Raw genomic sequence first — 13,964 nt, forward strand, 5'->3', positions numbered from 1 at the left:
TGTTCAACCTGTATGAAATGGATGTGGATGAAGAATGTGTTGGGTCAGAAGAGGCCGGGCTTGCGGCAGCGCAAGGGCTGGGAAGACACGGCAGGGATCTCTGATGGGTCAGGAGTCGGCCGTGAAGCCGGAGGCCTTGATGATGGGTCCCCAGTGCGCGAGATCGTCCTGTCCACGCTGGGCCAGCTCCTGCGGGGTGCTCCAGGCTGGCTCCAGGAAGTTGCTGCGCAGGGCCTTCTGATAGACCGCCCCGCCCTGCACCTCCTTGGTGATGGCAGAGAGCCGCCGCACGACTTCGGGCGCAGGCTGACCGGCCACATACAGACCAAACCAGTCGTCGCGATCAAGTCCCTTGATACCCTGCTCCGCGAACGTGGGCACCGAAGGCGCAAACACGGAGCGCTTGCTTCCTGAAACGGCGAGGATGCGCAGCCGCTGTGCCTCGGCCGGTTTGACCAAGTCAGCGAGCGTCAGCGACAGCGAGGCAATGGAGCCGCCGTACAGATCGTTAAGCGCCGGTGCCCCGCCCCGGTAGGCCACATGGGTCAGACCGAGATTGAGGCTGCGACCGAGCCAGTCCCCGATGAAGTGGGGGGGCGCACCCGCAGCGGGTGATCCGAAGGCGACGGCCCCTGGTTGCCCCTTGGCCCAGGCGGCGAACCCGGCGATGTCCCGCACCTGTGACGGCACGGCCGGACCGACTGCGAAGCCCAGAGTCACCGAGTGGGACATCGTGATGGGCGTCTGGTCCTTGACCGGGTCGTAGTTGAGGCGGCGGTAGGTGTGGGGGTTGGTTGTCACCATGCCTGCGGGGGACAGCAGCAGCGTCAGGCCGTCGGGTGGCAACTGGCGGGCAGCGTCCAGCGCAATGCGGCCGCCGGCACCGGGCCGGTTATCGACGACGACTGCAACCGCGAGTTTGCCGGTGAGGCCTTCGGCGAGTCGTCTGGCCACATAGTCGGGCGCCCCCCCAGCCGGAAAGCCGACGATGATGCGCGCCAGCGGCGGCAGGTCCTGCGCGCGCAGCGCTGGCAAGGCTAGACCCAGGGAGCCAGCGGCAACGATTGCGATCGCGCGGCGCCGGGTAATGTGTTGTGAGGAATGGGTCATGTCTGTCTCCTGAAAGATGGGTACCGGGCTGGCCGCCTGGTACCTTTGACGGCAAAAGCCTGGCGAAGGCGGTCAGAACGTGTGGCGGATACCCGTGACATAGCTCTTGGCCGTTCCCGTCGAGACCTTGTCGGTGCCGACCATCAGGTACAGCTGCGTGCGTTGCGAGAGCGGATGCACATACCCCGCGCTGATGGTGGTGCGCGTGCCACTCGCCGCCCCGGAGGTCTTGCCTTCGGCCCATGCCAGCTGCACCTGCCCCGCACCCATCGGCGCTGTCAACCCGATGTGGGGGGTCCTGATCTTGGCGTTGCCCAGCTTGTCCTTGAAGTCTGTGTACTGCGCAAACAGCCTCACCACCTTCAGGTCGTAGCTCGCGCCCAGCATCACAAACTGCTCGTCCAGCGCACCGGCTGGATCTGGCGATGGCACATGCTGCACGCTGGCGCCGGCCACCGCCAGCAGCAGCGGGCCGGACCGATGGACGACACTGGCATTGAAGTTGCTGCCCGAGCCAGTGCCTTCAGCAGCTTGCACGTTGATGGTCGCCACCGTGCCCGCCAGGTTCGGCGACGAATAGCTCAACGAGTTGGGCAGGCCTGTGTCCTGCGCCATGGAGCCGCGGGTGCTGCCGTTGTACTGCTGGCGGAACGAGGGAGAGAACAGCGAGTTGTTACCCATGGCGCTGGTGAACACGTTGGCCAGCCAGGCCGGATTGGTGTTGTTGCCCAAACGCAGCTCGCCAAAGCCCCCCTCCAGGCCGACCCAGGCCGAGCGTGACCAGAAGGGGTCCTGGGGTGGACCCGGTGGATTGAAGCGGCCGGACGCACCGGTGTCGGCACGGAGGAACGACTCCAGCTGAAACTTCGCCTTGAGACCATCGCCCAGGTCTTCCATGCCGCGCACACCGAAGTAGCTGGTCTGCATGCCGCCGTTGTGCACACCATTCACGCTGGTGACGGGGGCATTCGGCGGACCGGGTGGTTGTGATGACAGTTTGCCGAGGGCGAGATCCAGGGTGCCGTAGAAGGACAGTGGGTTGGACTGGGCCTGGGCGGTCGCGTTAACGAGACCGAGGGCGAGCAGGGTCGTTTGTGCGAGTCGTTGATTCATGCTTGTTGTCTCCTGGATACCGGTCAACGCCGGCTTGGTTGAAAAATTCAAACGAATGACTCGAGCATCGCCAGGGGCGTGGGCGGACGCGGAATGCGGAACCTGATCGGCTTCCAGTCGGCGGCGGCGGGACGCTCCAGGCATTGGTTCAGCCATGCGTTCAACGCGGGCCACTCGCCCAGCTCCATACCCGACAGCGGCACCAGCGTCATCACGGAGGAGACGTTGAGGTCTGCCACCGTGAAACGGTCGCCGAGCAGGAACGGGCGTGCCTGCAAATGAGCGTTGAGCACCTTGAACGGACGACCGAGCTTGCGCTTCATGGCCTCTGCCTCCTGCGCATCGCGCTCGTTCTCAGCGAAGAGGAACAGGTTGGCTGCGGTCAGTAGCAAGGGCTTTTCGATCTCGGTCAGCACCCAGAGGGTCCATTGCGTCGCCAGCGCCTCCTCCCGCAGATCAGAGGGCGCCAGCGGCCCGCCGTACTTGCGCGCGAGGTACAGGTTGATGGCCAGCGATTCAAACAGCACCAGATCACCATCCTTCAAGGCCGGCACACGCCCATTGGGGTTGATGCGCAGGTACTCGGACGTGCGGGTACTGCCGTCCAGAAAGTGAGTAGGCACGTGCTCGAAGGGCATCTGCAGCTCCTTGAGCATCCATGCAACGCGATGGGCGCGCGACCGGAGGTCGCCGTAGAGAGTGATCATGTGGGTCTCCTGTTAGCGTCATCTGTCTGACGCTCTTGTTGAATAAGTTGGTCCAGTACACGACGCGACCGCACGGCGGCCGCATCTCCGGGCAGCAGAATGGGCTTGAGGTCCCAGAAGTTCGCACTGCCCATCACGCGTTGCTGCGCCTCCAGCATGGGAAGGTCTTCCGTCTCGAAGGGCAGGCGCAGAAACCGCACCATCTCGGCGACGATCTGCGCACCGCCCGGCCCTGCGGCACGCGGCACGCTGGTGCCAAACCAGTAGTGGGTGGTCTGCCGCGTCTCGGGCGTGAAAATGTGCTGAAACAGCCGCACCTTGCCCTGGGTCCGTGGCTCCGGCGTACCGGCAGGCGCGAAGCCCACCTGCAGCTCCATCACGCCTGGTGGATCCCAACGCACATCCAGCCAGCGGTCGACGCGGGTGCCGGGCTCCAGGCGGTTGCGCGCCTCCAGCTCCGGCGAGAGCCGTTCGTCGCGGGCCAGCCGGTACGACCACACGCGACGTCCTTCTTGCACCACACTCGTTTCAGCGTTCTTGTCCGTCCCTCCCCCCAAGGTACCCGGGTGGAGATAGTCGATGTGGCTGAGGTCCATGATGTTGTCGACTTCGAGCTGGTAGTGCGCCCGGGCGAGCAGGTAATCCTTTCCAACATGGTGCGTGTCCGGGTTCAGCGACTCGAAGCGGGGAATGTCCTTCGGATCGGCCCGTTCGCTGTCGCCCATCCAGATCCACACCAGGCTGTCGCGCTCCACCACCGGGTAGGCCCGCACCTTGGCGGCGGAAGGGATCGCTCCGTTTCCATGGGGGTTGTGCGAGCACTTGCCGTCGGCACCAAATTCCAGCCCGTGGTAGGCACAGCGGATCGCCTCGCCACAAACCGTCCCCATGTGTAACGGGGCGAACCGGTGTGGGCAGCGGTCCTCCAGCGCATGAACCTCGCCACTTGCACCCCGGTACAGCACGATGCGTTGATCCAGCAGCACGCGGCCCAGCGGTCGTTCTGCACCGACTTCGTGGTCCCACGCGGCGACATACCAGCAGTTCTTCAGGTAGTCCATCATCCCTCCCTCAGGCGAAAGCGCGCTGAAGGGTGTCGGCGTGCCCACGGAGTTGCATGCGCAGGCGCGCCATGAGCACCACCGCCACCAGGGACACCAGGCAGGCCGCCCACCCCAGGCCTTGATAGCCCAGACCGGACACGATGAAGCCACCCAGGGCTGGCCCCATGCAGGAACCCATCATCATGGCCGGTGTCGCACTGGTGGCTCGGCCACTGGGGTCCAGCCTGGAGAGCAGGCCGAACAGGAAGGTGTGTGTAAAGATCACCATGGACACGTACAGCACACCGGCCAATGCATAGGGCGCAAACACCGCTGAGCTCGCCAGGGTGAACGCCAGCAACGCCTGGCCGACGGGCCCGACAATGCCCACGTTCAATGGGGAAATGCGGTGCTGCATCCAGGCGGCCAGCGGCCCAGGCAGCAGGTTGAAGAACCCGAGGGTCACCAGCATCGCTTGAATGTCACCAGCGCCGAAGCCGCGCGCCGCACCGATGCGCTCGACAAAAGCAAACACCATCGACTGATTCAGCGTGAGGCAGACCACCACGGCGATCGGCATCCAGATCAGCCTGCTGGACGGGCTCGCTGTGCGGGCGCCCTCGGCCGACACCCGCGCCGAATCACCAAGGTCAGGAAAACCGACCAGGGACACCGCTGCGGCCAGCCCCATGGCAACGGCAAAGACCACAAACAGCACCGATGCACCGTACTGAGCCGTCAGACCAGGCACCACAGCGAACACCCCGATACCGAGAACTGCCGCAGCAAGGCTGACCATGCCGAAGAGCCGATGGGGGTTGTCGGTGCGACCAATGGAGCCATGCACCAGCGACAGCCCGCAACCGGCCCCCAGTCCGGCGAGCGCGTGCAGCGGTGCGAGCAGTTCGAAGCTCGCACCATCGATGGGCTGGCGCGCAATCATCAAAAAGCAAGCCGATGCCGCTGCAAAGCCCAACACGGTGACCAAGCGCCGTGGAATTCGGTTGAACAGGGGGGCGAGTACGGCGCTGGCGATCACCATGCCCAGCAGGAACAGCGTCACCGTGATGCCCGCATGCTGCGGACTGAACCGGTAGTGCTGCATCAGGCCGCCGATCCACAGCGGCAGCGCCACCATGTCGATCATTCCGGCCATGTGGCCAATCGTCAGGACGGCCTTGCCGCCGAGGCCAATGGGTTTTGACACTTCAGTCTCCTTTTTATAGAAATGGGATTCGTCACGACCGCTCTTCGCACGAGAGCTTTGGCTACAGGTCCAGCACCAAGCGGGGCGAGAGGCTGCGCGAGCAGCACGGCATGAACCGGTCGTTCGCGGCCCGCTCATGGGGGGTGAGGTACAGGTCCCGGTGCTCGGGCTTGCCATCGAGCACGCGCGTCTCGCAGGTGCCGCACACACCCTGCTCGCATGAAAACGGCACGTCGACTCCGGCCTCTGCCAGCGCCTGCAAAACGGTTCTTCCCGGCGGCACCACGACCACCTTGCCGGTGCGCGCCGCGACCACCTCGAATCCCTCTTCGGCCCCACTCGGCTCCACGTGGGCGCCGAAGTATTCGCGGTGCACATGCGACTCCTTCCAACCAAGCGCTTGCGCGGTGGTGAGCACGGACTCGATGAAGCCACCAGGACCACACACATACAGGTGCACGCCGGACTGCGGCTCTGGTAGATGGGTTGCAACGTCAAACCGCTGCACGGCCTCGCCGTCATCAAAGTGGAAATGCACTTTCTCGGCATACGGCGCCGTCGCGATGCGCCGTTGGAACGCGGTGCGTTGCATTGAGCGGGTGCAGTAGTGCATCTGAAAGTCGGACCCGGAGGCATGCAGCCACTCGGCCATGCTCAGGATCGGCGTCACACCGATGCCCGCAGCCAGCAGCAGGCTGCTGCTGGCATCCTGTGCGAGCGGGATGTGGTTTTTCGGTGCGCTGATGGCCAGCAGGTCGCCCGCACGCACCCGCTCGTGCATCGATGCCGAACCGCCGCGGCTGTCGGCTTCACGCTGCACCGCGATGAGATAGCGGTGGCGCTCGGAGGGGTTGTTGCACAGCGAGTACGAGCGGGTCGGTCCCCCGGGCGGTATCACGTCGATGTGAGCGCCGGCCGAAAAGGCAGGCAACGCACTGCCCGCAACATCGACCAGCTCAAAGCTGCGGATACCCTGCGCCTCGTCCGTGACCGCGCTGACCCGGACGCTGAGCAAAACACTCGTGGAGATCGCCGCTGCGGCGCTCCCACAGGCCACAGGCAGGGGTTCACTGACCGTTACCGGCGGGTTGCATGAGGCGTGCAAAGTGCTGTCTCCTTGTGGTGCGAATGAGCGCACTGTAGGGAAACGCCGCTACAACAAAAAACAGTTCCTGGTCATGATCTGCATCAACGTTGGCAATACATAGGGAAACCCCTTGGATGCCAGGCGCGGCAGCGCTGATGCGCTGCGCGCACTACGGGTTGCCGTCGGGGAACAGCCTTCGCATGGCACCGCGCAGCCACTGGTGCGCAATGTCCTTGTGCACCCGCGGGTGCCAGAACTGGTGGATCTCGATGGCCGGCACCTTGAAGGGCGTGGGCAGCATGCGGATGTTTCCGTAGCGAACACAGACCTCGGCCAGGTCGCGCGGCACGGTGGCTATCAGGTCGCTGGTGGAAATGATGGGCAGCAGGCTCATGAAGTGGGCCACCTCCAGCCGCACGCGGGGCTGGATGCCCCGGGCGTGGAGGTAGTTCTCGAACACGTGCTCGCGGCCTTCGGGCCGAACCGTCGCATGGTCGGCCGCCATGAACTGCTTGAGCGACAGCTTCTCGCCAATCACCGGGTGATCCCTGCGGACCATGCAGAAATGCTCATTGCGAAACAGACGCTGGACAAACAACCCTTCCCGGTGCAGATCAGGAAAGTACCCCACGGCCAGGTCCACCACCCCCGCTTCCAGGGCTTCGAAGGCGGCATGGCGGGGCATGGACAGCACCTTGATGTTGACCCCGGGGGCTTCGGCAGACAGCAATGAGAGCAGCCGCGGAATGTGGTTGCTCTCGCCAATGTCTGGGGTGAGGATGGAGAACGTCCGCGTCGAGGTGGCCGGGTCGAACGCCTGGGTCAACAGCACTTCGCCCTTGACGATCTCCAGCGCCTGACGCACCGGCGCCACCAGTTGCGCCGCGCGCGGCGTTGGCCGCATCTCGGGCCCGGTCTTCACAAACAGTGGGTCGCCCAGCAGCAGCCGCAAACGCGCGAGCGCGGCGCTCATGGCCGGCTGGCTCAGCCCGATGGACTCCCCGGCGCGGGTCACGCTGCGGTGCTGCGCCAAGGCATTGAAAACGATCAAGAGGTTGAGGTCGAAACCACGCAAATCCATGCGATGGATTCTAGGTATTTATGAAATCGACTTGATGGATGTCAACCATCGCTTGAAACTTCGCGGCCTCATGAGCCACTTTCAACATTGCTCTGCCTGCGGCATCGACGTGCATGCCCACATCGTGCCGGAGCACCTGCCGCACTACCTGAAGAACAAGGTGGCGCCCGCCAGTTGGCCCTCGATGGCGCCCGCGCACGAATGCCACCGGCACGTAATGATCAACGGCAACGTCTACCGCACCGTGTCGGACAAGTGTTGGGACGTGCCCAAGAGGCTGGACGACATGCACGCCATGGGCCTGGCGGCCCAAGCGATCTCTCCGATGCCGGAGCTGCTGTCCTACTGGATGGACGCGCCCGACGCGCAGGTGCTGCTGCGCTACCTCAATGAACAGATCGCCGAGATGGTGGCGCGCTCGAACCAGCGACTGGTGGGCCTGGGCGCCGTGCCGCTGCAGGACATGAACCAGGCCATCCGCGAGCTCCACCATGTGATGCAGACGCCAGGGTTCGTCGGTGTAGAAATCGGCAGCAACATCAACGGGGTTGTGATCGGCGACCCCCGATTCGATCCATTCTTCACCGCCTGCGAGTCGCTGGGCGCCGCCGTCTTCGTGCACGCCATCAGGCCGACCGGCATGGACCGCCTCGTAGGCCCCGCTCCGCTGCAGCAGGTGCTGGCCTACCCAAGCGACGTGGGTCTGGCGGCCGCATCCTGCATCACAGGCAACCTGCTGGTTCGACATCCCCGCCTGCGGCTGGCGTTCAGCCACGGCGGCGGCACCTTGCCGTCACTGCTCCCACGCCTGCAACAGGGCTGGCAGGTGTTTCCCAAGCTGAAAGAGTCTGTCAACGCGTCCCCCATCGAGCAAGCGCGCCAGTTGCACTACGACACCCTGGTGTTCGACACGCCCACGCTGACCCACCTGGTGCAGATGTTTGGCTCCACGCAACTGATGGTGGGCACCGACTACCCCTTCAACTTCCACGAACGCCACCCAGTGCAGCGGATCGAGGCCGCAGGCTTCGACGCCGACACGGCCCAGGCGCTGATCCACCACAACGCCGAGCGCTTTCTCGGCCTGAAAGACAAGGCATGAACTCTTCCCCGATTGAAACCCTGCGCAGCGTGGCGCTCTACACGCCGGACCTGGCCAAGGCCACCCGTTTCTATACCGATGTCTGGCATCTGAACGTGGTAGAGGCTCAGGAAGACGCTGTCTATCTGCGCGCCACGGGTGACGCGCACCATGTGCTGTCCCTGCACTGCGGCACGCAACCGGGCTTGCGGGATGTGACCTTGCGAGCGCGCAGCGAAGACGCCTTGCGCCACATCGCCCAAGCCACCGTGGAGGCGGGCGGCACCGTGTTGCGCGCCCTCGCGCCGGTGGACGAACCGGGTGGCGGCGTGGCCGTGACGGTGCGCGACCCGGACGGCCGCATCCTGCGCGTGGTGCACGGTGACGTTCGCCATGGCGATGCGCACGAGGCCAAGGACCGCCCGATCCGCCTGGCCCACGTGGTACTCAACAGCCACGACGTACCCTCCAGCCAGAGCTTCTTCGAGAAGGCGCTCGGATGCCGCCTGGCCGACCGCACCAGGATCATGGCCTTCATGAACATCAACCGCGATCACCACAGCATCGCGCTGGGCGACGCCGACAACAACGCGCTCAACCACATCGCTTTCCTCATGCCCGACATCGACTCGGTGATGCGCGGCGGCGGCCGCATGCGGGACGCGGGCCACGCCATCGAGTGGGGTCCCGGTCGGCACGGGCCGGGCAACAACGCCTTCAACTACTTCATCGGCCCCGATGGCGTGGTCATTGAGTACACCGCCGAGGTCGAACAGATCGACGACACCTACCGGGTCGGCGGCCCGTCCGACTGGGTCTGGCCACCCGGCCGGATCGATCGCTGGGGCATCTCGGCCCCACCCAGCGCCGACCTGAAGCAGGCCCAGCGCAGCATTCACTTCATCCAGGAGACCAACACATGAAATTCACCACCTACCTACGGAACGGACAACCCCGCTTGGGCCTGCTCGACAGCGAATCCGTCATCGATGTGCAAGACGCACAGCCGCAAGTGCCGAGCGATCTGCGGCAGGCCCTGCTGGCAGGCCACGACCTCACCGCTGTGGCGAAGGCGGCCCTCGCCTCCGAGGCGCCCCGGGTGCCCCTGGCCTCGCTGACGCTGGCGCCGCTGGTGCCCGAACCGGGCAAGATCGTCTGCCTGGGTCTGAACTACTTTGACCACGCCAAGGAAAGCGGGCGCCAGAAGCCGGAGTACCCCTGGTTCTTCTACCGGGGCGCGAGTTCGCTGCTTGCACACGGCGCACCGGCCCTGAAGCCGCGTGTGTCCGACAAGCTGGACTATGAAGCCGAGCTGGCCGTGGTGATTGGGCGCCGCGGCAAACATGTGCCGCAGGAGAAAGCGCTGGAGCTGGTGTTCGGCTACGCCTGCTTCAACGACATTTCCGTGCGCGATTACCAAAAGCGCACGCCGCAGTGGACCATCGGCAAGAACTTCGACGCCACGGGCGGCTTCGGTCCGGTGCTGGTGACGGCCGATGAGCTGCCACCTGGCGCCGAGGGCCTGCGCATCCAGGGGCGCCTGAACGGAGAGGCGATGCAGGACGCCAACACCCGCGACATGATCTGGGGCGTGGCCGAAGCCATCGCACTGCTGACCGAGTGCCTGACGCTCGAACCCGGCGACGTGATCGTGATGGGCACCCCGGCCGGGGTGGGTCAGAGCCGCACACCACCCGTGTGGATGAAGGCCGGTGACGTGTTCGAGGTGGAGATCGACGGCATGGGCACCCTGAAGAACACCATCGTCGGCGAGGTCTGACATGGGCAACGGGATGCAAGCACGCGACGAATACGACGTCGCGCTGGTCGGCTTCGGCCCGACGGGCGCGGTGGCTGCGGCCCTGCTGGGCGGCATGGGGCTGAAGGTGTGGGTAGGTGACCGCTTGCACGGCATCTACGACAAGCCGCGCGCCATTGCGCTGGACCATGAAATCCTGCGGGTGTTCCAGCAGATCGGCGTGGCGGATGCCGTTGTGCCGCACATGGAACCCTTCACGCCCTCGGAATACTTCGGGGTGGACGGCCAGCTCATCAAGCGCATGACCATGGTCGCACCGCCCTACCCGCTGGGCTACACACCATCGAACGTGTTCACCCAACCCCCGGTGGAAGCCGCGCTGCGCGAGCGCGTGGCGCAGCTGTCGAATGTGGCCGTTGAGCTGGGCGTGGAGGTCAACGGCCTGACGCAGGACAACGATGGCGCCACGCTGCAGTTGCAGCGCGAGGACGGTTCGCAGGCCAGCATCCGCGCCCGCTACATCATCGGCTGCGACGGCGCCTCCAGCACGGTGCGCCGGTTGGCAGACATTGCCCTCGAAGACCTTGTGTTCGACGAGCCCTGGCTGGTGGTGGATGTACGGGTCAACGAAGCCGGCCTCAGGAAGCTGCCGACCACCAGCGTTCAGTATTGCAACCCCGAGCGCCCCACCACCTTCGTCATCGGCCCGCACAACCACCGGCGCTGGGAAATCTCCCTCAAGCCGGGCGAGGACCCCAGGGAAGTCGCCACGCCCGAAGGCACCTGGCGGCTGCTGTCGCCGTGGATCGGACCCGACGACGGAGAACTCTGGCGCCAGGCGAGCTACCGCTTCCACGCCCTGGTTGCCGAACGCTGGCGTGTGGGCCGCGTGTTCGTGGCCGGAGATGCGGCGCACCAGCAGCCTCCCTTTCTGGGACAGGGCATGTGCCAGGGCGTGCGCGACGTAGCCAACCTCTGCTGGAAACTGGCGGCGGTGCTCCAGGGCGATGTGACAGGCCAGGCCGCTGAAGCGCTGTTGGACAGCTACGGCGAGGAACGCAAGGCCCACGTGAAGGAACTGACCTCACGCATCAAAGGCATCGGCGCCGTGATTTGCGAGCGCGACCCTGCACTCGCACGACAGCGCGACGCGAAGTTGCTCGCCGATGCCGGCGGCATCGTCAAGGACACCCCGCGCCAGGACGTGATACCTCCACTCGCTGGCGGCCTTCTGTCGGCCACGCCTCACCCGGTAGTCGGCACGCTGTTTCCGCAACCCCGGGTGCTGTGCGACGGCCAGGCGGTGCTGCTCGATCACATCACGGGCGCCGGCTGGCGTCTTGCGCTGCAGGTCGATATGCCTTCGTCGGCCAAGAGCCACGGTCTCACGATCATCCGCGTGGACGACGGCCTGAAGGAAGCCGAGGGCGTTCTCCGGGACTGGATGCACCGTCATGAGTGCGCCGCCGTACTGGTGCGGCCCGACCATTGCGTCTTCGGCGCTGCAAATGACGCAGCGCAACTCGACAGCTTGCTGAAGGAATGGAGGGCACGACTGACGTAGCGCCTGCAACCCTTCCCGTTTGCCTGGAATGACTGAACAACGACTCGGAGACAAATACCATGCTGAAACGAACGTTCCTCGCCTCATTGATGGTCATGCTCGCCGCACCAGCGGCGTGGGCGCAAAGCCAGTGGCCCCACAAACCCGTGAAGCTCATCCTGTCCCAGCCGGCGGGATCGGGCCCCGACAACGTGGCGAGACTGCTGGGCGAACGCCTGGGCAAACAATGGGGACAGTCCGTCGTCATCGACAACAAGCCCGGCGGCCAGAACACCATCGGCGCACAGGCCGCCGCCAAGGCGCCCGCCGACGGACACAGCTTCTACTTCGCGACCGCCGCTGCGCTGGTGACCAACAGCTACCTGTTCAAGCAGTTGCCCTACGACCCATTGAAAGATTTCGCTCCGGTGACCTTCATCGCGCGCAGTCCTTTCGGCATTTTGGTGAGAGCGGACTCCCCCGTGCATTCGGTCGATGACCTGATCGCCCGCTCCAGGGAGATGGGAGGGCAGTACACCCTGGGCAACGAAGGCGGACGCACCTTCGGCGGCATGATTACCCGCCTGTTCAACGCCCGCTCGAAGGCCAACGCCAATCTGATCGCGTACTCGTCCAACGGTGCATCCGTCCAGGACCTTCTGGGTGGCCACGTACAGGCCATCGTGGCCGATGTGGCGTCCACGGCTGCGCTGGTGAAACAGGGGCGGCTGCGATTGCTGGCGGTCACTTCCAGCCGCCCGGTCCCTGGCTTCGAGTCGATCCCCCGTCTGGCGGACCTCCTGCCGGGCTTGGATCTGGTCGGATGGTTCGCGCTGGTGGCCCCATCCGGCACGCCGCAGACGGTGATCGACCGCGTGAGCAAGGATGTGAGCGCAGTCTTGAGCGACCCCGAGATCGTGCAGCGCATGGCGACGCTGGGCCCGATTGCCGAACCCGGCTGGACACCGGAACGGCTGGCGACCTTCCTGCGGGAAGAGCACGCCCGGTGGGGATCCCTTGCCAAGGAAATCGATGTGCTGCCCGAATGACGAGGCCCCCTTGCAGTCGACGCCACTGCCTCTGAACTAAAAGACATGAACGCAAAACCCAGCCAATCAACCCTGACGCTGTTCTTCTCGCCGGGCGCCTGTTCGCGTGTGGCGCTGGAGGCGCTTGAGGTCACCGGCGTCGGCTACGTCGCTCGCGCCATTGCACTGTCTTCCGGCGAACAACGGCAAGCCAGCTACCGGGCGCTCAACCCGAAAGGGAAAGTCCCCCTGCTGCTGACCAGCGAGGGGACCTTGAGCGAAATCGCGGCCATCGTCAGCTGGCTGGACATGCACCACCCGCAGGCCGCCCTGCTTCCGGGAGCCGAGAACAGCTGGATGCGTGCGCAAGCACTCTCCTGGCTGTCGTGGAGCGTCAGCACGCTGCACGGATTGGTCTTTCGCCTTCGAATGGCGTCCCGCATCCACCCCGACCCCCAGGTGCAATCGCGCATCCAGAGTGTGGCGATGTCCGAACTGGCAGAACAGCTGGCCGTGGCAGAGCGCGCCTTGGCCGATGGCCGGCCATGGTTGTGCGGAGAAGCATGGAACATCGCGGATAGCCATGTGTGCTGGGCCGTTGGCCGGGCCATGGACAGCGGCTGGGACTCAGCGTCAGTCCCGCATCTGGCCGGACTACTGGCGCGGCAACACGCCCGCCCGGCCTTTCAACGCGCCCTGGCGCGCGAATCGCAGCCGGCTTGACCGGCCCCAGGCTGCATTTTTTCAACCTTCGAGCGAGATCTTCCCGTGTCCCTGACCCTGAACCAAGCCAATCAGATCATCCAAGCCGCACTGGCGTTGTCCGACCAGAAGTCCTACCGACCCATGGCCGTGGTCGTTCTGGACGACAGCGGCCACCTCAAAGCAGCACAGCGCCAGGACGGCGCCAGCATGTTCCGTGTGGACATCGCCACCGGCAAGGCCTGGGCCGCCGTGGCCATGGGCGCCTCCTCCCGCGTGCTCACCAAGCGCGCAACCGACATGCCTGCATTCTTCGGCGCGCTGGCCGCCACAGGTCAGGGCAAGTTCATCCCGCAAACCGGCGCGGTGCTGATCAAGGACCGCAGCGGTGCGGTGATCGGGGCCGTCGGGGCCAGCGGCGGCACCGGCGACGAAGACGAAGAGATCTGCATGGCGGGCGTCACATCGGCAGGACTGCAGCCGGGCTGACCCGGCCGACCCGA

The 13,964-nt window shown here is 65.2% G+C and carries 14 protein-coding genes; 7 read left to right on the forward strand and 7 right to left on the reverse strand.

What is annotated here, in order from left to right; all coding sequences use genetic code 11:
- Window positions 1–108: 108 nt before the first annotated feature.
- The 7 genes from ACT89O_RS20670 to ACT89O_RS20700 all read right to left on the reverse strand — a co-directional run bounded on the left by ACT89O_RS20670 (window position 109) and on the right by ACT89O_RS20700 (window position 7,348).
- Window positions 109–1,110, reverse strand: a complete 1,002-nt coding sequence (locus ACT89O_RS20670; protein WP_487261050.1) for a tripartite tricarboxylate transporter substrate-binding protein — start codon at window positions 1,108–1,110, stop codon at window positions 109–111.
- A gap of 72 nt (window positions 1,111–1,182) precedes the next feature.
- Window positions 1,183–2,223: a porin gene (locus ACT89O_RS20675; protein WP_487261051.1), complete on the reverse strand. Its 1,041-nt coding sequence runs from the start codon at window positions 2,221–2,223 to the stop codon at window positions 1,183–1,185.
- A gap of 47 nt (window positions 2,224–2,270) precedes the next feature.
- Window positions 2,271–2,930: a glutathione S-transferase family protein gene (locus ACT89O_RS20680; protein ID WP_056058115.1), complete on the reverse strand. Its 660-nt coding sequence runs from the start codon at window positions 2,928–2,930 to the stop codon at window positions 2,271–2,273.
- Complete coding sequence (locus ACT89O_RS20685; RefSeq protein WP_487261052.1) at window positions 2,927–3,991, reverse strand: aromatic ring-hydroxylating dioxygenase subunit alpha; 1,065 nt, start codon at window positions 3,989–3,991, stop codon at window positions 2,927–2,929. Before ACT89O_RS20685 ends, ACT89O_RS20680 begins: the two co-directional genes overlap by 4 nt.
- Before the next feature lie 10 nt (window positions 3,992–4,001).
- Complete coding sequence (locus ACT89O_RS20690; protein ID WP_487261053.1) at window positions 4,002–5,180, reverse strand: MFS transporter; 1,179 nt, start codon at window positions 5,178–5,180, stop codon at window positions 4,002–4,004.
- Between the two features lie 61 nt (window positions 5,181–5,241).
- A complete protein-coding gene (locus ACT89O_RS20695) occupies window positions 5,242–6,210 on the reverse strand; it encodes a PDR/VanB family oxidoreductase (RefSeq protein ID WP_487262888.1) in 969 nt (322 codons plus the stop codon).
- 226 nt (window positions 6,211–6,436) lie between these two features.
- Entirely contained in the window at window positions 6,437–7,348 is a 912-nt protein-coding gene (locus ACT89O_RS20700) for a LysR family transcriptional regulator (protein WP_487261054.1), read from the reverse strand.
- Between the two features lie 70 nt (window positions 7,349–7,418).
- Here ACT89O_RS20700 and ACT89O_RS20705 point away from each other — a divergent pair, with 70 nt between their 5' ends.
- From ACT89O_RS20705 to ACT89O_RS20735, 7 genes are read left to right on the forward strand one after another with little or no spacing between them, the layout of a single operon-like run.
- Window positions 7,419–8,450 carry an amidohydrolase family protein gene (locus ACT89O_RS20705; RefSeq protein ID WP_487261055.1) on the forward strand — a complete coding sequence of 344 codons (1,032 nt, stop codon included), beginning with the start codon at window positions 7,419–7,421 and terminating at the stop codon, window positions 8,448–8,450.
- The gene (locus tag ACT89O_RS20710) at window positions 8,447–9,352 is read left to right on the forward strand and encodes a VOC family protein (RefSeq protein WP_409859674.1); all 906 of its coding nucleotides are present in this window, start codon (window positions 8,447–8,449) and stop codon (window positions 9,350–9,352) included. The genes ACT89O_RS20705 and ACT89O_RS20710 overlap by 4 nt, the downstream gene beginning before the upstream one ends.
- A complete protein-coding gene (locus ACT89O_RS20715) occupies window positions 9,349–10,209 on the forward strand; it encodes a fumarylacetoacetate hydrolase family protein (RefSeq protein ID WP_487261056.1) in 861 nt (286 codons plus the stop codon). The genes ACT89O_RS20710 and ACT89O_RS20715 overlap by 4 nt, the downstream gene beginning before the upstream one ends.
- A gap of 13 nt (window positions 10,210–10,222) precedes the next feature.
- Entirely contained in the window at window positions 10,223–11,752 is a 1,530-nt protein-coding gene (mhpA, locus tag ACT89O_RS20720; RefSeq protein WP_487261057.1) for a bifunctional 3-(3-hydroxy-phenyl)propionate/3-hydroxycinnamic acid hydroxylase MhpA, read from the forward strand.
- 59 nt (window positions 11,753–11,811) lie between these two features.
- Window positions 11,812–12,780 (forward strand): Bug family tripartite tricarboxylate transporter substrate binding protein, encoded by a 969-nt coding sequence (locus tag ACT89O_RS20725; RefSeq protein WP_487261058.1) that lies wholly within the window; start codon window positions 11,812–11,814, stop codon window positions 12,778–12,780.
- 45 nt (window positions 12,781–12,825) lie between these two features.
- Complete coding sequence (locus tag ACT89O_RS20730; RefSeq protein ID WP_487261059.1) at window positions 12,826–13,482, forward strand: glutathione S-transferase family protein; 657 nt, start codon at window positions 12,826–12,828, stop codon at window positions 13,480–13,482.
- A gap of 51 nt (window positions 13,483–13,533) precedes the next feature.
- A complete protein-coding gene (locus ACT89O_RS20735) occupies window positions 13,534–13,950 on the forward strand; it encodes a GlcG/HbpS family heme-binding protein (RefSeq protein WP_487262889.1) in 417 nt (138 codons plus the stop codon).
- Window positions 13,951–13,964 lie beyond the last annotated feature (14 nt).

It is taken from the genome of Acidovorax sp. NN32 (assembly GCF_057597245.1).